This window comes from Bradyrhizobium sp. CSA207 (genome assembly GCF_029051685.1).
Taxonomy (GTDB): Bacteria; Pseudomonadota; Alphaproteobacteria; order Rhizobiales; family Xanthobacteraceae; genus Bradyrhizobium.
This window is the reverse complement of the sequence record NZ_JAACFT010000008.1, coordinates 148,122-166,055: the sequence shown is the minus strand read 5'-3', so window position 1 is coordinate 166,055 and position 17,934 is coordinate 148,122. Positions and strand designations below refer to the sequence as shown.

At 64.9% G+C, this 17,934-nt stretch carries 16 protein-coding genes and 1 pseudogene; 10 read left to right on the top strand and 7 right to left on the bottom strand.

The genetic code is table 11. The annotated features are described in order from the left end of the window. Positions 1–8: 8 nt before the first annotated feature. From cysW to GWG65_RS11425, 5 genes are all read left to right on the top strand, one after another. On the top strand, positions 9–917 hold the full coding sequence (cysW, locus tag GWG65_RS11445; RefSeq protein ID WP_275195682.1) for a sulfate ABC transporter permease subunit CysW: 909 nt from the start codon (positions 9–11) through the stop codon (positions 915–917). Continuing rightward, positions 907–1,941 carry a sulfate ABC transporter ATP-binding protein gene (locus GWG65_RS11440; protein ID WP_275195681.1) on the top strand — a complete coding sequence of 345 codons (1,035 nt, stop codon included), beginning with the start codon at positions 907–909 and terminating at the stop codon, positions 1,939–1,941. Before cysW ends, GWG65_RS11440 begins: the two co-directional genes overlap by 11 nt. Before the next feature lie 94 nt (positions 1,942–2,035). Then, positions 2,036–2,539: a CAP domain-containing protein gene (locus GWG65_RS11435; protein ID WP_275195680.1), complete on the top strand. Its 504-nt coding sequence runs from the start codon at positions 2,036–2,038 to the stop codon at positions 2,537–2,539. Positions 2,540–2,616: 77 nt separating this feature from the next. Next, positions 2,617–3,804, top strand: coding sequence for a patatin-like phospholipase family protein (locus GWG65_RS11430; RefSeq protein WP_275195679.1), 1,188 nt, complete (start codon positions 2,617–2,619; stop codon positions 3,802–3,804). Next, positions 3,797–4,585 carry a 3-hydroxybutyrate dehydrogenase gene (locus GWG65_RS11425; protein ID WP_275195678.1) on the top strand — a complete coding sequence of 263 codons (789 nt, stop codon included), beginning with the start codon at positions 3,797–3,799 and terminating at the stop codon, positions 4,583–4,585. The genes GWG65_RS11430 and GWG65_RS11425 overlap by 8 nt, the downstream gene beginning before the upstream one ends. Before the next feature lie 138 nt (positions 4,586–4,723). Here the strand turns inward: GWG65_RS11425 and GWG65_RS11420 are convergent, their stop codons facing one another. The 3 genes from GWG65_RS11420 to GWG65_RS11410 all read right to left on the bottom strand — a co-directional run bounded on the left by GWG65_RS11420 (position 4,724) and on the right by GWG65_RS11410 (position 8,141). Beyond that, entirely contained in the window at positions 4,724–5,548 is an 825-nt protein-coding gene (locus GWG65_RS11420) for a sulfite exporter TauE/SafE family protein (protein WP_275195677.1), read from the bottom strand. 208 nt (positions 5,549–5,756) lie between these two features. Beyond that, positions 5,757–7,124, bottom strand: a complete 1,368-nt coding sequence (locus tag GWG65_RS11415) for an oligosaccharide flippase family protein (protein WP_275195676.1) — start codon at positions 7,122–7,124, stop codon at positions 5,757–5,759. A gap of 177 nt (positions 7,125–7,301) precedes the next feature. After that, positions 7,302–8,141, bottom strand: a complete 840-nt coding sequence (locus GWG65_RS11410) for a protein-disulfide reductase DsbD domain-containing protein (protein ID WP_275195675.1) — start codon at positions 8,139–8,141, stop codon at positions 7,302–7,304. A 142-nt stretch (positions 8,142–8,283) separates the two neighbouring features. Between GWG65_RS11410 and GWG65_RS11405 the strand changes: the two genes are divergently transcribed. Next, complete coding sequence (locus GWG65_RS11405) at positions 8,284–8,928, top strand: YqgE/AlgH family protein (protein ID WP_148739013.1); 645 nt, start codon at positions 8,284–8,286, stop codon at positions 8,926–8,928. Positions 8,929–9,057: 129 nt separating this feature from the next. Here the strand turns inward: GWG65_RS11405 and GWG65_RS11400 are convergent, their stop codons facing one another. Then, on the bottom strand, positions 9,058–9,945 hold the full coding sequence (locus tag GWG65_RS11400; protein WP_275195674.1) for a TauD/TfdA family dioxygenase: 888 nt from the start codon (positions 9,943–9,945) through the stop codon (positions 9,058–9,060). Between the two features lie 230 nt (positions 9,946–10,175). On the opposite strand from GWG65_RS11400, the pseudogene GWG65_RS11395 reads away from it, so the two are divergent. After that, positions 10,176–10,912, top strand: a pseudogene (locus tag GWG65_RS11395) (SDR family oxidoreductase). A gap of 64 nt (positions 10,913–10,976) precedes the next feature. Further along, on the top strand, positions 10,977–11,351 hold the full coding sequence (locus GWG65_RS11390; protein ID WP_275195673.1) for a CsbD family protein: 375 nt from the start codon (positions 10,977–10,979) through the stop codon (positions 11,349–11,351). A gap of 52 nt (positions 11,352–11,403) precedes the next feature. Here the strand turns inward: GWG65_RS11390 and GWG65_RS11385 are convergent, their stop codons facing one another. Continuing rightward, on the bottom strand, positions 11,404–13,095 hold the full coding sequence (locus GWG65_RS11385) for an SGNH family hydrolase (RefSeq protein WP_275195672.1): 1,692 nt from the start codon (positions 13,093–13,095) through the stop codon (positions 11,404–11,406). A gap of 182 nt (positions 13,096–13,277) precedes the next feature. Beyond that, a complete protein-coding gene (locus tag GWG65_RS11380) occupies positions 13,278–14,678 on the bottom strand; it encodes a lytic murein transglycosylase (protein WP_275195671.1) in 1,401 nt (466 codons plus the stop codon). A gap of 203 nt (positions 14,679–14,881) precedes the next feature. Between GWG65_RS11380 and GWG65_RS11375 the strand changes: the two genes are divergently transcribed. Continuing rightward, the gene (locus GWG65_RS11375; protein WP_275195670.1) at positions 14,882–15,757 is read left to right on the top strand and encodes a UTP--glucose-1-phosphate uridylyltransferase; all 876 of its coding nucleotides are present in this window, start codon (positions 14,882–14,884) and stop codon (positions 15,755–15,757) included. Positions 15,758–15,911: 154 nt separating this feature from the next. Here the strand turns inward: GWG65_RS11375 and GWG65_RS11370 are convergent, their stop codons facing one another. Then, the gene (locus GWG65_RS11370; RefSeq protein ID WP_275195669.1) at positions 15,912–17,408 is read right to left on the bottom strand and encodes a diguanylate cyclase; all 1,497 of its coding nucleotides are present in this window, start codon (positions 17,406–17,408) and stop codon (positions 15,912–15,914) included. 153 nt (positions 17,409–17,561) lie between these two features. On the opposite strand from GWG65_RS11370, the gene GWG65_RS11365 reads away from it, so the two are divergent. Then, on the top strand, positions 17,562–17,831 hold the full coding sequence (locus GWG65_RS11365) for a hypothetical protein (RefSeq protein ID WP_275195668.1): 270 nt from the start codon (positions 17,562–17,564) through the stop codon (positions 17,829–17,831). Positions 17,832–17,934: the final 103 nt, after the last annotated feature.

Sequence of the window (17,934 nt, the reverse complement as noted above, 5' to 3'; positions counted from 1 at the left end):
ATGGGTCGATGACGATGCAGCTTGCAGATTCCGTTTCGCTCTCTCCGTCCGAGGCCAAGGCGCGCGTGCATGCGGCGGCCGCGCGCAACAACCTTCGCACCGAGCCGAGGGCGGTGCGCATCGTCATCATCGCGCTAGCGGTGCTGTTCCTTTCCGTCTTCGTCGTGCTGCCTCTGGTGGTCGTGTTCGCGCAGGCGTTCTCGAGAGGAATCCTGGCCTATCTCGCCGCGCTCGCCGAGCCGGAGGCGCTGTCCGCGATCAAGCTGACGCTGCTGGTGGCGGCGATCTCGGTCGGCCTCAACCTCGTGTTCGGTCTGGTCGCCGCCTGGGCCATCGCCAAGTTCGACTTCAAGGGCAAGACCTTCCTGATCACGCTGATCGATCTGCCGTTCTCGGTGAGCCCGGTGATCTCGGGGCTCGTCTTCGTGCTGCTGTTCGGCGCGCAAGGCTATTTCGGCGGCTGGCTGCGCGACCACGACATCCAGGTCCTGTTCGCGGTGCCCGGCATTGCGCTCGCCACCACCTTCGTGACTTTCCCCTTCGTGGCGCGGGCGCTGATCCCGCTGATGCAGGAGCAGGGCACCCAGGAGGAGGAGGCCGCGATTTCGCTCGGCGCCTCCGGCCTTCAGACCTTCTTCCGTGTCACGCTGCCGAACATCAAATGGGGCGTGCTCTATGGCGTACTGCTCTGCAACGCCCGCGCAATGGGCGAGTTCGGCGCGGTCTCGGTCGTCTCCGGCCACATTCGGGGTGAGACCAACACCATGCCGCTGCTGGTCGAGATCCTCTACAACGAATACCAGTTCGTCGCCGCGTTCGCGATCGCCTCGCTGCTGGCGATGCTGGCGCTGGTCACGCTGATTGCCAAGACCGTTCTCGAACGTCATCTCGACGAAGGACACGCCCGTGACCATTGAAGTCAGGAATCTCGTCAAGAAGTTCGGCAGCTTTGCAGCTCTCGACAGCGTCGACCTCAAGGTCGACAACGGCGAATTGCTGGCGCTGCTCGGGCCGTCCGGCTCCGGCAAGACCACGCTGCTGCGGATCATCGCCGGCCTCGATTGGCCCGACTCCGGCGAACTCGCTTTCAACGGCGAGGATGCGCTGGCGCAGGGCGCGCGCGAGCGTCACGTCGGCTTCGTGTTCCAGCACTACGCGCTGTTCCGCCACATGACGGTGTTCGAGAATGTCGCCTTCGGCTTGCGCGTGCAACCGCGCGCGGTCCGGAAGGAAGAGGCGGCGATCCGCGCGCGCGTCAAGGAGCTGCTCGATCTCGTGCAACTCGACTGGCTCGCCGACCGCTATCCGAGCCAGCTCTCGGGCGGCCAGCGCCAGCGCATCGCGCTGGCCCGTGCGCTCGCGATCGAGCCGCGCATCCTGCTGCTCGACGAGCCGTTCGGCGCGCTCGACGCCAAGGTGCGCAAGGAGCTGCGCAAATGGCTGCGCTCGCTGCATCACGAGATCAACGTCACCTCGATCTTCGTCACCCACGACCAGGAAGAGGCGCTGGAAGTCGCCAATCGCGTCGTGGTGATGGACAAGGGCAGGATCGAGCAGATAGGCTCGCCCGACGACGTCTATGAAAGCCCGGCCACCGCCTTCGTCCACGGCTTCATCGGCGAGTCCATCGAGCTTCCAGTCCGGATTGCCGACGGCGTAGTCCGGCTCGGCGACCGGCCGCTCGCACTTGACGCAGATGGGCTTGCGCCTGGCGCGTCAAGACTGTTCGTGCGGCGACACGACATGCTGGTCGGTCCGCCCGGCAGCGGCGCCTTCGAGGGCGCCGTGCAGCAGGTCCGAAATTTTGGCCCGGTCCAGCGGGCGGAGGTCGCGCTGTCGGGCGGGCAAACCATCGAGATCGACGCCCCCCGCGGCAAGGAACTGCGCGCCGGCGACGCGATCGGCCTCCAGCCCCGCCGCTACCGCATATTTGCGGGCTAGGTGAGCCGGCCCGAAGGCTCAGATTTTCCGCAAAATTCACCTTTCAGCCACGGTTGGTATGCAACAACGGCCCCTCATTTGGGGGCTCTGATTCATGCGCGCTGCGGCCGCAATACTCATCACTTTGCTGCTCGTCGGCTGTGCCGGCAACGAAGCGCCCGTCCAGCAGCCGTCGATGTATGCCGATATGGCGGTCCCGGGCGCAAAGCTCGATGCGCAGGCAGCTTCGGTGATGATCTCCCAATACCGCCAGAACAACGGCCTCGGCACCGTCGTCATCGATCCCGAACTGATGCGGCTTGCGGAATCCCAGTCCCAGGCCATGGCGGCCGCCAACAAGATGGACCACGACGTCCGCGCGCCGCTGGCCAAGCGGCTAGCCACCGGCGGTTATCCGGCGGCCGTGGCAGTCGAGAACGTCTCGGCCGGCTATCATACGCTGGCGGAAGCGTTTTCCGGCTGGCGCGACTCGCCCCCGCACCGGGCCAACATGCTCAAGAGCGGTGTCACAAAATTGGGCATCGCGGCGGGCTATGCTCCAGGCACCAAATACAAGGTGTTCTGGACCATGATCCTGGCCTCGACCGACCCTCGATAAGCCAGACTTGATCCGGCATGCATTGACGCCGCGGCGATCTGTCGCCACGGTCGCTCGTCATCTGCTATTGTTCCCGCATGACCGATCACACCAGTCCGCAATCCACCAGTGTCCCCGCGAATGCGCAACGCGTCCTGGTTCTCCAGGGCGGCGGTGCGCTCGGCTCCTATCAGGCCGGTGGCTATCAGGCCCTGTGCGGCTACGGCTTCGAGCCGGAGTGGGTCGCCGGCATCTCGATCGGCGCAGTCAATGCCGCCATCATCGCCGGCAATGAGAGCCACATCCGCGTCAAGCGGCTCAAGGAATTCTGGGAGATGGTCTCGGCGCCGGTGCCGTGGAAGCCGATCGGCAAGAGCGACCACAGCCGCGAGCTGTTCAACTCGACCAGCGCCGCGCTGATCGCCACCTTCGGTGTGCCCGGCTTCTTCACGCCGCGTCTCCCGCCTGCGCCGCTCTGGCCCCCTGGCAGTCCGCAGGCGCAGAGTTACTACGACACCGCGCCGCTGAAGAAGACGCTGGAGCGGCTGGTCGATTTCGACCGCATCAACGACCTGAAGACGCGCCTGTCGGTCGGCGCCGTCGGCGTCACCTCGGGCAATTTCAAATATTTCGACAATCACGAGTTCAAGAAGCTCGGCAAGAAGATCGGTCCCGAGCACATCATGGCCTCCGGCGCGCTGCCGCCGGGCTTTCCGTCCGTCATCATCGACGATGAGCATTATTGGGACGGCGGCATCGCTTCCAACACGCCTCTGGACTATGTGCTGGACGCGGAGCTCGCTCGCGACCTCCTGATCTTCCAGGTCGACCTGTTCAGCGCCCGCGGGGATTTGCCGACTTCGCTGCTCGAAGCTGCCGAGCGAGAGAAGGACATCCGCTTTTCCAGCCGGACGCGGATGAACACCGACAAGAACAGGCAGTTGCACAATGCCCGCAAGGCCGTGCGCGACTTGATCGGAAAATTGCCGGATTATCTGAAGAACGATCCGTCCGTCGAATACCTCTCCAAGGCCGCGCGTGAAAGCACCGTGACGGTGGTGCACCTGATCTATCGCAGCAAGAATTACGAATCCTCCTCCAAGGATTACGACTTCTCGCATGTCGCGATGGTCGAGCATTGGGAAGCCGGCGTGCGCGACGTGCATCTGTCGATGCGCCACAAGGACTCGCTCGAGCGGCCGCAGTCCGGCGAGACCATGGTGACCTACGATCTCACGGGGGACGTCACCGCGCCCCCGCTAAAAAGGAGCGAACAAAATGGGTAGTCTGTCAGGCAAGAACGCCGTCGTGACCGGATCGACCAGCGGCATCGGGCTCGCCTATGCGCGCGCTTTCGCCGCTGCCGGTGCCAACGTGGTCATCAACGGCTTCGGCTCGCCCGAGGACATCGAGAAGGAGCGCGCAAAGATCGAGTCCGATTTTGGTGTGAAGGCGGTCTACTCGCCGGCCGACATGACCAAGCCCGCGGAAATCGCCGGGATGATCGCGCTCGGCGAGAAGACCTTCGGCTCGGTCGACGTCCTCGTCAACAATGCCGGCATCCAGTTCGTCTCGCCGATCGAGGAATTCCCGATCGAGAAGTGGGACCAGATCATCGCGATCAACCTGTCCTCGGCCTTCCATGCCATTCGTGCCGCCGTGCCCGGCATGAAGAAGAGGGGCTGGGGCCGCATCATCAACACGGCATCGGCGCACTCGCTGGTCGCCTCGCCATTCAAGTCGGCCTACGTGTCGGCCAAGCACGGCATTGCCGGCCTGACCAAGACCGTGGCGCTGGAGGTTGCGACAAATAAGATCACCTGCAACTGCATCAGCCCCGGCTATGTCTGGACGCCGCTGGTGGAGAAGCAGATTCCCGACACCATGAAGGCCCGCAACCTCACGCGTGAGCAGGTCATCAACGACGTGTTGCTCGATGCGCAGCCGACCAAGGAGTTCGTCACCTCCGAGCAGGTCGCCGCACTGGCGCTGTTCCTGTGCAGCGACGATGCCGCGCAGATCACCGGCACCAACCTCTCGATCGACGGCGGCTGGACCGCGGAGTAAATCCGTTCTCTGTCATGCCCCGGCTTGACCGGGGCATCCAGTACGCCGCGGCTTATCGATTCAACCACAGCTTTCTCGGAGTACTGGATCGCCCGGTCAAGCCGGGCGATGACAGCGAGTGTGGAGCGCCGCTTCCGTTCAATGAGTCCAGGCCAGAGCCGTCACGATCGCGGATGACAAGTTCAATTCCGTGAACATGATCTTGCCGGCGACCACGAAGAGGACGCTGGCGAGCGTCAGGCGCAGCACCGTTTCGGGGACGCGCGTGGCGCTGTAGCTGCCGATGACGATGCCTGGCAGCGAGCCCAGCAGCAGAACGCCCATCAGAGCCCAATCTACGTCGCCGAGCGCCCAGTGCCCGGTCCCGGCGACCAGCGTCAACGGCACCGCGTGCGCGATGTCGGAGCCGACGATGGTCGCCATCGGCAGGCGCGGATAGAGCAGCAGCAGCACGGTCACGCCGACGGCGCCCGCGCCGACAGATGAAATCGATACCAGCGTGCCGAGCACGGCGCCTGTGACCACGGTGGCAATTGCCGTCGTACGGTCGTCGACGCGCTCCAGTTTGCTGCGGTAGCGCTCCATGATGGCCTTGCGGAAGATCAGCGAGGTCGCGGTCAACACCAGCGCAAAGCACAGCACCAGATTGACCAGGCTGCGTTCGGCATCGCTCTTGAGATCGAGATTCCAAAGCACGAGCAGCGTCAGTGCGCTCGCGGGGATACTGCCGCAGGCGAGCCGCAGCACCGCTGGCCAGTGCACGCTGCGCGACCAGCCATGGACCACGCTGCCGCCGGTCTTGGTACCGGCGGCGTAGAGCAGATCGGTCCCGACCGCAGTGGTTGGATGGACCCCGAACAGCAGGATCAGGAGCGGCGTCATCAACGATCCGCCACCCACGCCGGTCATCCCGACAAGGAGGCCGACGCCGAATCCGGAGGCGACGTAGAGCGGATCAATCATGTCTGAGGAATCTTAGGTTTATCTCGTCATCTGGGCAATACGACGTAGAATAAACTTTCCCTGGCAGGCAACTGCTTCGACGGAATAAGAAAAATCCTACCCATATCGGCTAATGGGCAGACGATTTGCCCTATTCGCCAGCTTCCGGCGGAACATATCTTCCGTCGGGACGGCAAGGGGCGGCAAGGGATGGAACGGAGAGGCCCGGCTACCTTCCAAACGCCAGCACGTGCAGGCCCAGCCGCTGCCGCACGATCCAGAACAGCAGCACCGTCTCGAAGCTGAGCGAGATCGAGGTCGCGGCCGCGGCGCCATGGCCGCCGAAGCGCGGCACCAGCGTGATGCAGAGCACCAGATTCATCACGAATGCCAGCCCGTAGGCCAGGGCGCAGATCTTCTGCTCACCTAACATGTTGAGCAGGCGTTCGACCGGCCCGATCGCAGAGCGCACCACCAGCCCGATCGCGGCGACGAACATGATGTCGTAGCCGACCGTGAATTGCGGCCCGAACAGCCAGAGCAGCGGTTTGCCGAGCGCGAGCAGCACCAGGGTTGCGGCCAGCGACGGCCAGAACGTCCAGTTGATGGCGTGTGCCACATAGGCCGACAGCCGCGCCTTGTCGCCAGCTGCGTTGTATTCGGCGAAGCGATGCGCGGTCGTTGCCGACATCGCGTAGTGGATGAAGGAGACCAGCGCCAGCGTCTTGACCACGGCGAAGTAGACGCCGACCTCGCCGGAGGGGCGAAACTGCTGAAGCACCAGCACGTCGGTGTAGGACAACAGCAGATAAAAGCTCTCGACCAGCAGGATCGGCAGCGAGACGGCGAGCCAGCCCCTGACATCATAGGTCCTGGGACCTGGCTCGATGTGGCCGGCGAGCTTGCGGTTGAGCACGACCATCTGTCCGGTCATCGCGATCCACACCGCGCCGGCGCTCGCCACCATCGCGGCGACCGCGCCGAGATGGTAACCGAGCAGGAATGCGCTGGCCGTGATGCCGATGATCAGCGCCTGGCGGATGATGAATTGCGGCATCAATCCGAGCTGCATCCAGTCGTGCGAGCGCGCGATGCCGTCCTGGGTGTTGGCGACGACGAAGGCGGGCAGCGTCATGCAGCCGATATAGAGCGGCAGCTCTTCGGCCGGATCGATCCATGGCGAGAGCAGCTTGACGAGGCCGGCGAGCCCCAGCGACACCAGCAAGGATGCGGCAAAGGTCAGCCAGCGGCTGCCGGAAAGAAAGCCGCGCAGCAGCGCCTGCTCGCCCGCGGTGCGGTACTCGGGGATAATCTTCTGCGCGGAGGCCGAGAGGCCGAAATCCATCATGCTGCCGAGCAGCAGCACCCAGGTCCAGACATAGACGTAGACGCCGTAGTCGGACGTGCCCATCCAGCGCGCGAGCAGCACCTGCGAAACATAGGCAAGGCCTGCGCTGATCACGCGGATGATGAAGATGGTGCCGGCCAGCCGCCGCGTCAGCGACGCTTCGCTGGACCCGCCCGTCAATTTGCCGCGCAGCCGCGCGATGAGCCCGGCCGGTGCGGTCGCTGCGGGTTCTGCATCCATCACGGCCACGTCGAAGAGTCCCCAGGGCGCACGCGCATGCTGCGGCAGGCTTGGGAATTAGCAACCATTCGTTAAGATTCGGTTGGGTGGGCGTCCCATCCGCGGTGTCGTCCCGGACAAGCATAGCTCCTGGCAACGCGTAGCGTTGTCCGGAGCGGAGCGCAGATCCGGGACGACAGCTCGGGCTCACTCCAAATTCGTGTTGAACTCGTACGACTTCTCCGGCCCGACCAGCGTGAACTTGAGCGCGGCGCCGTCAGGCTTGGCGCGCGGCGGCAGTCCGTCGAGCTCGAAGGTGAAGCGCTTGACGCCGGGCGGGCTGGGTTCGACCGGAGCGGGGATCGGCAGCGACCAGTCGAGCGTCGGTCCTTCCACGAACAAATTGACGTTGCGGGCATCCGGCGTGACCACGTCGATCACCACCTTTTTGGCGCCGTCGCGCTTGACGTCGCGGATGGTCAGCGGATTGGAGTCGCCGATATTGGCGGGCTTGGGCACGGTATCGAGCGCTGCACGCAGATTGGCGTCCTCGGTCGAGGCGACGCTGTTGAAGGCGAGCTCGGCGCTGGCCTCGACGGGAATGCAGAGTTTTTCGCACACCGCGTAGTTGATCTCGGCGCGCAATGTCACCGGCTTGTCGGCCGCCTTGGCGACGATGCGCAGCGGCAGCACGATCTGATTGTGATAGCCGATGGAGTGACCGCCCGCGCCATCGTCGAATTTCAGCGGCGCCGGCCACATCACTGTCACCGCTTCGACATTGTCCGACTTCGAGAAGTCGAATCGCGGTGGAACGCCGGAATCGCCCGGCGTTCGCCAGTAGGTTTTCCATCCCTGCTGGAGCTGGAAGGCGATGCCGCCGAGCAGGACCGCGCCGCTGCGCGAGCCCGCCAGCAACCGCACCGCGGAATGACCGTCGCGTTGCCAGGGCGAGGCGTCGTCGGCGCGGGCGGTCATCGCCAGCGACGACGCGAGCAGGGTTGTTGCGACGGCAATCGCCGCACGCATAGGAACTATGCAGAGCATGGCACGTCTTTACAGGGGCGCCCCAGGTCAAACCATTGAATTGCTTGTGATGGATGCACTTGAATCAGCTCCCCGCAAGCCTTGATTTGACAGTGGCGGGGCCCGACATCAGGATGGGAACTGAAACCGGAGTGCTTCAGCGATGGCTCCCGCAGGTAAAAGGACTGGCGACAGCACCCGGAGCAGGGGCTCCACGCCCCCGAATTCCGCCGGGTATCTCGACGGCCGGCTTCTGATCGCGATGCCGGTGATGGGTGATGCCCGTTTCGAGCGTTCGGTGATCTATCTCTGCGCCCATTCGGCCGAAGGTGCGATGGGCATCATCGTCAACCACCCGGCCGGCAGCATCGATTTCCCCGAGCTTCTGATGCAGCTCGGTATCATCAAGAAGGGCGAGCACATCAAGCTGCCGGAGAATGCCGAAAGCATGAAGGTGCTGCGCGGCGGTCCGGTCGACACCGGCCGGGGCTTCGTGCTGCATTCCAGTGATTTTTACATCGAGAACGCGACGCTCAGGATCGACGACGGTGTCTGCCTCACCGCGACCGTCGACATCTTGCGGGCCATCGCCAAGGGCTCCGGCCCCAAGCACGCCATCCTTGCGCTCGGCTATGCCGGCTGGGCGCCGGGCCAGCTCGAGACCGAGATCCAGAGCAATGGCTGGCTGCATTGCGACGCGGATGCGGATCTGATCTTCGGCGACGACGTCGACGACAAATATGCCCGCGCCCTGCACAAGATCGGCATCGATCCCGGCATGCTCTCGAACGAAGCGGGACACGCGTAGTTACTCGGTGTCATGCCCCGCGAAGGCGGGGCATCCAGTACGCCGCGGCCTATCGGCTCAATCACAATTGTCTCGGAGTACTGGATCGCCCGGTCCAGCCGGGCGATGACGACCCTCAGTATGTGACGCCTACTCCGCCGCCTGCTGCTGCACCGTCGGCTCCGTGCCCGCCACCGTGGCGCGGCGCATGTCGCGGGGCTGCGATTGGTCGTAGCGGCGGACGCGGTGCATGGTCTGGCGGTTGTCCCACATCACGAGATCATGCAGCTTCCATTTGTGGACGTAGACGAACTCGGCTTGCGTCGCGTGCTCGTTGAGGTCGCGCAGCAGTAGCCGGCCCTCGGGCACGCTCATGCCGACGATCTTGCCGGCATGCGATGAGAGATACAGCGACTTGCGGCGATGCACGGGATGGGTGCGCACCAGACGCTGCAGCACCGGCTTGAACATCTCCTTCTCGTCATCGGTATACTCCGTGAAGCCGAGCGAGCCGCGCGAATGCATCAGCGAATGTTCGCAGACGAGGTCCTCGATCTCCGCCCTGGTCTCTTCGTCGAGCGCGTCATAGGCCGCGCGCATGTCGGCGAATTCGGTGTTGCCGCCTTTGGGGTTCACCACGCGCGCCGACAGCAGCGAGAATTTTGCCGGGATGGGACGGAACGAGCTGTCGGAGTGCCACAGGCAATTGCCGAGATTGAACAGATGCGCGCGGCTGTCCTTCGCCAGCGGCTTGCCGTCCTTGCCGAGGTTGGAGACGTCGTTGAGGCCGGAATTGAGCCGGTAGTCCTTTTCCTTGGTCACGGTGCCGCCGCGCGCGTCCTCGCGCTCGCCGAAATTGAGCGCGAAGGCCATCTGCTGATCGTCGGCGATGTCCTGGTCGTGGAACACGAGCACCGCATATTTGTCCATGGCGGCCTCGACCTCGCGCGCTTCGCTCTCGGTGAGGGGCTTGCGCAGGTCGAGGCCGGAAACCTCGCCGACGAAATATTTCTGAAGCTGCCGGATGGCGATCGTCATGGCGTTTCTCCCGCGAACCGCGAGCGGTTGGTCCCGCTCTGTTGGGGAAAAAGTTACTCCCGCGCCCGGCCGTGTCAACGCCCCGACGGCATGCCTCTCACGCGTTGCGCGCCGTCAGGCCGCCGTCGACGGGGATCACCGCACCGGCAAGGAACGACGCTGCCGGCGATTGACAAGGCTGGCATCGATCCGCAGACAGGTCAAACAAGCAAAAACGAAGGGAGACGGCGATGGCGAACGAGCTCGATTTCTCAGGCAGGCAGGTGCTGGTCGTGGGCGGCTCCAGCGGCATCGGAAACGGCATTGCGCAGGCCTTTCGGACCAGGGGCGCGCAAGTTGCAGTTTGCGGTACGCGTGCTCACGCAAGCGACTATTCGGCGGCGGAAGGCTCCGACCTCGAAGGTCTCGCCTATGCGCAGCTCGATGTCAGCAATGCCGGCGCGATCGAGGCGTTCAAGCCGGCCTTCAAGCGGCTCGACGTGCTCGTGCTCGCGCAAGGCGCATGCTGTATCGCCGCGGCGAATTCGAGATGAGCGGCTTCCGCAAGGTGGTCGAGGTCAATCTGATGAGCCTGATGGCGTGCGCGACGCGCTTTCATTCCATGTTGCGCGATGCGAAGGGCGCGCTGATCATGGTGTCCTCGACCGCAGCCTATCATTCCACCATGGGCAATCCCGCCTACAACGCGTCGAAGACCGGTGCGGTCGGATTGACGCGGACATTGGGCGAGGCCTGGGCGGAGGACGGCATCCGCGTCAACGGCATCGCGCCCGGCCTCGTCGACACCAAGATGACGAAGGTGACGACCGACAATCCCAGGCGGCTCGAAGATGCGCTGTCGCGGATTCCGCTGCGGCGATTGGGCACGCCGGCCGACATGGCGGGCGCGGCGCTGTTCCTGGCGTCGCCGCTGTCCTCCTACATCATCGGCCAGACCCTCGTCGTCGATGGCGGGCTCATTCTGTAGGTAAATGCAAGGAACCGCGTTGCTTCTGATCGGTTACTTCGGCTGATCACCGAGGAGGATTATCATGGACGCGGATCGGATCATCGGATCAGCAAAGGAAATGGCGGGCGGCGTGGAAGGCACCGTGGGCGAGATGGCGGGAGATGCGAAGACGCAGGCTTCAGGCAAGGCGCGCGAGGCCGCCGGCACCGTGCAGAACCTGTATGGTCAGGCGAAAGATGCGGCGCGCGATGCTACGGACACCGCCGCGAGCTACGCCAAGGACGCCTATGAGGCAGGCCAGGACACGTTCCGCGATGGCACGCAAGCGATCGCGCAGAAGGTGCAGGACAACCCGCTCGGCGCGCTGCTGGTCGCCGGCGGCATCGGCTTCGCACTTGCCCTGCTGATGTCACGCCCCGCCCGTCGCCCGCCGCCGCGCTGGCGCTATTACGGCTGAGGCCAGGCACGTCATTCGCGCCCCCGAATGACATCTCAAGTCGGAGAGGCGACTACCGGAACACTTCCGCCGACCGCCCGACGTTGCCCGGCGGACGCGGGATCGCGGGGTTGGGATTCGGATAGCGCGGCGCCGGCGCCAATTGACGTGGCGGTGGCGGCGGAGAGCCGAAGCCGAAGAAATCGCGCATTGACGGGGCTGCTTGCGCCGGTTGCTGCTGCACCGGCGGCTTCTTCGGCGCGAGTTTTGGCGGCGCGATCGCTGCGGCCGCACCCGGCGCACCGCCGTCAGGCGTCGTCGCCGCCATCGGCGTATCGCCCTTGGCCTGCTCGCGCCCGACTTCGCGGCGCGGCCAGGCATAGTCGTCGGCGCGGCCCGCCGGCGCTGCCAGCGGCTCGCCCTTCACCAGCGTCTTCGCAGCGAGCGCATCGACGGCGGCGGGACGCGAGCCCGGTCCGCCCAGCAATTGATCGGTCGAGATCGAGGCGGCAACCAGCGGCACGATCGGCCCGGCCAGCGGCCGCGGCGCGGGCTTGCCCGGCTCGGCGCTGGTGTCGGGCGTCGCAGGCTCGCTCGGCAGCGCGATCGGGCCGGAGCGTCCCGCGAGCAGGCGCGTGATCTCGCGCTCGACATAGTGGGCGAGCTTGCGCGCGCCGGGCTTGGTGAAATAGACGCCGTCATAGCTGCGGAGCTGGCGGATCTGGCCCTCGAAATCCGGGCCCTTCTGCAGGAAGCGGCCGGCCTCGTCGACAAAGCCGTCCCACACATCGACATAGGTGATGCCGGCCTTGGCGGCGCCCTCGCGATAGAGCGAATCCAGGAACAGCATGTCGGCCGTGCCCCTGGGGCCGCGGATCGCGGGCAGGCCGACCCAGAGCACCGGCACGCCCTTGCTCTTGAGGACGTTGGTCAGCTCCTCGATCTTCTTGCCGTACAGCTCGACCCAGCGGTCGTCGCGGAACTCGTAGAGGCCGTTCGGATTGCGCGCGGTCTTCTCGGGCGCTGCGGCCGCCGGCGTATCGGCGTTGTCGGCGTCATCCTGCGGCAGGTCGCTGTCGGCCGGCTTATCGTCCGGCTTGGCGGCGGTGTCGCCGGCGTTGGGCTTGGCGTCGCCAGGCTTTGCCGGCGGCTTGGCGCGCGCGCCCTTGTCGTTCTTCTTGTCCTTGTCCGCGGGCTTGTCGGATTTGTCGGGTGCGGCCTCGCGGATCGCGATGCGGTCGTTGAGGCCGAGCATGACGACGATGACGTCCGGTTTTTCAGTCTCGAGGATGCCCTTCGCCGCGGCCGCCCAATCCGAGGGCTCGCCCTTCGGCTGGTACCTGATCAGGCCGGACGTGGTCTTGTGCTTGCGGATCACGCCCATGTCGGGCTGTTCGGTGTAGGCGTCTTCCAGGCCATAGGCGAGCCAGTCGGCCATGCCGTCGCCAATCACCAGCACGTTCTTGTCGGGAATCGTGTCGCGCTTGCTAGGTGCCGGCGCGCGCGAAAAATCCTGGCGCGGCGCTTGCGGCTGTTGCTGCTGGAACGGCGCAAAGAAATCGCCGCCGAACCATCCGCCGCCGCCTCCGCCGCCCCTTGGTGGTGGCGGGGCCGCGCGCTGCGGCGGGCCGCCGAAGCCGGGGAAGTTGAAAAATTGCGCCGAGGCGGGCCCCGCGACCGATACCAGGATCGCAAGCGCCGTCCCCAGCGCGATCAACGGGCCGGTCTCGGTCAGCGCCTTGAACAGGGACTTATGCTTCGACATGCGATCTCGGGCACGCGCAACGGGGATCGGAACGGGTTCAATATAATAACGGAATCCGGCCGCAAACGGGCAGATTCTCTCGCGGATTTTCTTATGGTCTCTCTAGGCCATACACGGGGATCAGCGGTCCCCGTCAAGGCCGGCGCGTAAAATCCCTGTTCAGGGTTACTTTCGGCGCGATTTTACCGTCCTCGCAGCCGTTCCAGCGCGTCCGAGGAGGCAAATCCGTCCGCCGGCACCCCGATCGAGGCCTGGAAGCTGCGCAGGGCCTCGCGAGTCTGGCCGCCGAACTGGCCGTCCGGGGTGCCCTTGTAGAAGCCGCGCTGGGCCAGCAGCTGCTGGAGTTCCAGCCGCTCGGTGCGGGACAGCTCCCGCTCCTGGCGCGGCCAGGGCTGCACGAAGGGTTGGCCGCCGCGCAGCCGGTCGGCGAAATGACCGATCGCCAGCGCATAGGCCTCCGCCGGATTGTACCTCATGATAACGCGGTAATTCTGCAGCATCAGGAAGCCCGGTCCCTGCGCGCCGGCGGGCGCCAGCAGATAGGCTTTCTCCGCCGGCTGCGGAAAGGGCTGGTTGGCCGGGCGTTTGAGCCCGAGCTTCTCCCACTGTGCGATCGTCATCGCCTTGGCGCGATCGGCCAGCATGTAGTTGAAGCCCTGCGGCACCACGACCTCGTAGCCCCAGGTCTGGCCGCTCTGCCAGCCGTCCTTCTTCAGATTGTTGGCGGTGGATGCGATCAGGTCGGTCGGATTGTCGACGACGTCGCGCCGGCCGTCGCCGTCGCCGTCCACGGCAAAGCGCTTGAACGCGGTCGGCATGAACTGCGTCGGACCGAAGGCGCCGGCCCAGGAGCCGCGCATCTGCTCGGGCCTGAGATCACCGCGGTTGAGGATTTCCAGGCCGGAAAGGAATTCGTCCTTGAAATAGGCTTGGCGGCGGCCGATGCAGGCCAGCGTCGCGGTCGATTGCAGCACGCTGCGATCGCCCATCTGGGTCGAGTAGTTGGATTCGATGCCCCAGATCGAGGCGATGATGTAGCGATCGACGCCGGTGGCCTTTTCGGTGGCGTCGAACTGCGCCTTGTACTTGGCGAGGACCTCGCGGCCCTTGGCGAGCCGGTTGTCGTTCACGAGGATGTCGAGATAGTCCCAGATCGACTTGGTGAACTCCGGCTGCGAATCCATCAGGTCCATGATGCGCAGGTCGGGCGCGAGCCCTGCGGTGAAGCGCTGAAAATTCTCCTGCGTGATGCCGCGCCGTGCGGCATCGGGCCACATCGCAGCGACGCAATTGTTGAAATTGGCGGCGGCTTCGCGGATTGCCGATGCGCTCATCAGCGGATGGCCGGACGCGCCGTCCTCGCCGCTCCAGGGTTGAGTGCCGCCGGGCGTGGGCGCAGGCTGCGAGGGTGCCGGGGTCGCGCCGGAGAAAATACCGCCGAACAGGTTCGACAGGCCGTTTTGCGCCTGGGCGCGCGCGGAGACAGGGAGCAACAGGACGGCCGCAATCATCGTTGCGCCGGTCAGAGATCCAGCGCGCTTTGCCAGCCCTGCCACTGCCAGCCTTGCCACTGATTGCATCATGTCCCCCACCCGTCCGGCCAAAAATCCGCCTTCAGGAGGCCTTGTTACGGTTGCCAATAGCTTAACAAAGGTGAAATTTTGTGGGCCCCCTTTTCTCACTCAAGGGGGCGGGGCCCTACATCCGCCTTTGTTACCGGCTGCAAACCGGGTAGCAAGCCGCCATTGCATCATTCACGCGCGTCTCAAGGTATTCGATCAATCCCATGAAAATCCGCAAAGCCGTATTTCCCGTCGCCGGCCTCGGCACCCGCGTCCTGCCCGCTACCAAGGCGATGCCGAAGGAAATGCTGACCATCGTCGACAAGCCGCTGATCCAGTACGTCTATGACGAGGCCAGGGAAGCCGGCATCGAGCACTTCATCTTCGTCACCGGCCGCAACAAGAATGTCATCGAAGATCATTTCGACCGGATGTTCGAGCTCGACGCCACGCTGGCGGCGCGCGGCAAGAAGACCGAGCAGGACGTTCTGGCACAGAACCAGCCCGAAGCCGGCGCCGTCAGCTTCACCCGCCAGCAGGCGCCGCTCGGCCTCGGGCACGCGGTCTGGTGCGCGCGCGACATCGTCGGCAACGAGCCGTTCGCGGTGGTGCTGCCCGACGAGCTCGTGCTCAATTCGCCCGGCTGCCTGAAGCAGATGATCGAGACCGCCGGCACGCTGGGCGAAAAATCCAATGTCATCGCGGTCGAGGCGGTGCCCGACCATCTCACCCACCAGTACGGCATCTGCGGCGTCGGAAAACGCACCGGGAAGATGTTCGAGGTCGACGGCATGGTCGAGAAGCCGGCGAAGGGCACCGCGCCCTCCAATCTGTCGATCACCGGCCGCTACATCCTGCAGCCGGAAATCTTCAAGATCCTTCAGACCCAGGAGCGCGGCGCCGGCGGCGAGATCCAGCTCACCGACGCCATGATCGGTCTCGCCAAATCGCAAAAGTTCTATGGCGTCGAGTTCGAGGGCGAGCGCCACGATTGCGGCTCCAAGCCCGGCTTCCTCCGCGCCAACATCGCCTACGGCCTGCAGCGCCCCGAGCTGCGCGACGGCCTGATCGCGGAGATGAAGAAGTATCTGGGGCAGTAGTGCGAGGCTGTCTCCTCACCGTCATTGCGAGCGAAGCGAAGCAATCCAGGAATGCTTCCGCGGAGAAAGTCTGGATTGCTTCGTCGCACCAGCGCAAAATTGCTTCGCAATTTTGTCGCGGGCTCCTCGCAATGACGGCCTTGGAGCAGCGGCCTCACGCCACCAGCGACAGCTTCGGCAAGCTTGCGACCACGGACTGGTTGCGGCCTCCGGCTTTCGCCGCATAGAGCGCCTTGTCGGCGGCGGCGATCAGGATCGGCCAGTCGATGTCTGCCGTGGGAACGAGACTCGCGATGCCGCAGGAGACGGTCGAGGTCGCCTGGTCGTCGGACCAGCCCTGCACCTTGCCGCGGATCGTCTCTGCGATCATGAAAGCGTCGGTGGCCGAGGTGTCCGGCAGCAGCACGGCGAACTCCTCGCCGCCATAGCGGGCGGCGCAGTCGCCGGCGCGGCGCACCGAATCGGAAATGCAGATGGCGATGCCGACCAGCACCTGGTCGCCGGCTTGGTGGCCGAACGTATCGTTGTAGGCCTTGAAGTGATCGGCATCGATCATCAAGAGCGCAACGGGCGTCTTCTGTCGCATGGCGCGGCGCCATTCGACGTCGATCACCTGGTCGAACTTGCGGCGGTTGCGCAAGCCGGTGAGGGCGTCCGTCGTCGCCATCTCCTCGAGCTTGCTTTCGGCTTCGGCGCGCCGGCCAATCTCGCGGGCGAGCACCAGGGTCGAGGCCAGCACGAACAGGATGAGCGCCAGCACCACCGCACCGATCCGATAGGCTTCCTTCTGCCACAGCTCGAACACGGCGGCCAGCGGCTTGCCGGCCACGACGAACAGCGGACCGGAGGCGTTACTGCGCACGTACAGACGCGGCGTTGTGTCCACCGGCCCCCGGCCCGCATAGGACCCGCCCGCCTGCAGATTATCGGGCTTCCAGGTCCGGACCGTCGCCAGGTTCTTGCCGATGACGTCGAGGTCGAACGGCCGCCGCATCATGATGGTGCGGTCTCGCCTCAGCACCGTGATGGTATCAGCGGGATCGAGGCTCAGCCGCTCGAACAATTCGTGGAAATAGCTGAAGCGGATCGAGCCGGCGACGACGCCGAGAAAGCCGCCGTCGGTGTCGCTGATGCGGCGGCTCAGCACGATCGAGTAGGCGCCGCGAAACAGCATCGGGCGGCTGATGAACAGTCCGGCGCCGGCATTGTCGCGATGGACCCTGAAGTATTCCTCGTCGCCCCGGTTCTCCGCAAGGGGATCGAGCGTGGAGGCGTCGATGGTCAGCCTGCCGTCGGCATCGAACACCTGGATCGCGCCGAAATGCCTCGCCGTGGTCGCGTGATCGAACAAGATGAGATGGCGGATCGGCTTCGAGACCGTGGCGATCTCGGGCAGCAGCATGCTGCTGGCGACCGCCTTCAAGGACAAATCGTAGATCTCGATGTTGCGGCTGATGTCGGACTCGATGGTCGTTGCCAGGTTCTCGAGGGTCTGGCGGGCCAGCGCCTCCTCGCCGCGGCGCATGTCCAGCATGACGTTGACGCAAATGGCGGAAAAGCCGATCACCGTCACCACGGACGAGATGATCAGCAGCTTCGCCGAGATTCGCCACGGCCGGCGGGCCGTGACTTCGCGCCATCCAGACAACATCGCCTGCTCCCGACATCAGTGGATGCGCCCGAAAGCTTGAGTAGTGTTTAAGCCGGGACGGCGCCGTCGCAATGAGTTAAGAAACGGTTTATGCAGCTCCCGGTTTTCGGCAGACCTTATTGAGCGGATTTGGGTATCGCACGAGGGACGACGGTGAACGATTACGACGCGTTGCGCGACTATCTGATGCGGCAGAAGCAGACGGAATTCGTGCTGACCTATGAGCAGATCGAGGAGATCATCGGCGCCGCCCTGCCGCGTGCGGCGCATCGGGCCTCATGGTGGGACAGCCTGCGCAGCCCCGACATCCAGATGCCGCAGCGCGAAGCCTGCCTCGCCGCAGGGTTTGTGGCGACGCGGATGCCGGACGGCCAGAGCGTGAGATTCACGAAGCGGAAAAGCGACCGGCGGCGTCCTGGGTGAGCGCCGCTCTTCCCCTCTCCCCTTGTGGGAGAGGGTGGCTCGCCGCATCGCGGCGAGACGGGTGAGGGGTCTTCCTCCGCGCGTGAATCTCTTACGTCGGAAT

Bases quoted from the DNA above. Each gene is read 5' to 3' on its own strand.
- cysW (WP_275195682.1), top strand. From the start codon at position 9: ATGACGATGCAGCTTGCAGATTCCGTTTCGCTCTCTCCGTCCGAGGCC.
- GWG65_RS11435 (WP_275195680.1), top strand. From the start codon at position 2,036: ATGCGCGCTGCGGCCGCAATACTCATCACTTTGCTGCTCGTCGGCTGT.
- GWG65_RS11430 (WP_275195679.1), top strand. From the start codon at position 2,617: ATGACCGATCACACCAGTCCGCAATCCACCAGTGTCCCCGCGAATGCG.
- GWG65_RS11425 (WP_275195678.1), top strand. From the start codon at position 3,797: ATGGGTAGTCTGTCAGGCAAGAACGCCGTCGTGACCGGATCGACCAGC.
- GWG65_RS11420 (WP_275195677.1), bottom strand. From the start codon at position 5,548: ATGATTGATCCGCTCTACGTCGCCTCCGGATTCGGCGTCGGCCTCCTT.
- GWG65_RS11410 (WP_275195675.1), bottom strand. From the start codon at position 8,141: ATGCTCTGCATAGTTCCTATGCGTGCGGCGATTGCCGTCGCAACAACC.
- GWG65_RS11405 (WP_148739013.1), top strand. From the start codon at position 8,284: ATGGCTCCCGCAGGTAAAAGGACTGGCGACAGCACCCGGAGCAGGGGC.
- GWG65_RS11400 (WP_275195674.1), bottom strand. From the start codon at position 9,945: ATGACGATCGCCATCCGGCAGCTTCAGAAATATTTCGTCGGCGAGGTT.
- GWG65_RS11390 (WP_275195673.1), top strand. From the start codon at position 10,977: ATGGACGCGGATCGGATCATCGGATCAGCAAAGGAAATGGCGGGCGGC.
- GWG65_RS11385 (WP_275195672.1), bottom strand. From the start codon at position 13,095: ATGTCGAAGCATAAGTCCCTGTTCAAGGCGCTGACCGAGACCGGCCCG.
- GWG65_RS11380 (WP_275195671.1), bottom strand. From the start codon at position 14,678: ATGATGCAATCAGTGGCAAGGCTGGCAGTGGCAGGGCTGGCAAAGCGC.
- GWG65_RS11375 (WP_275195670.1), top strand. From the start codon at position 14,882: ATGAAAATCCGCAAAGCCGTATTTCCCGTCGCCGGCCTCGGCACCCGC.
- GWG65_RS11370 (WP_275195669.1), bottom strand. From the start codon at position 17,408: ATGTTGTCTGGATGGCGCGAAGTCACGGCCCGCCGGCCGTGGCGAATC.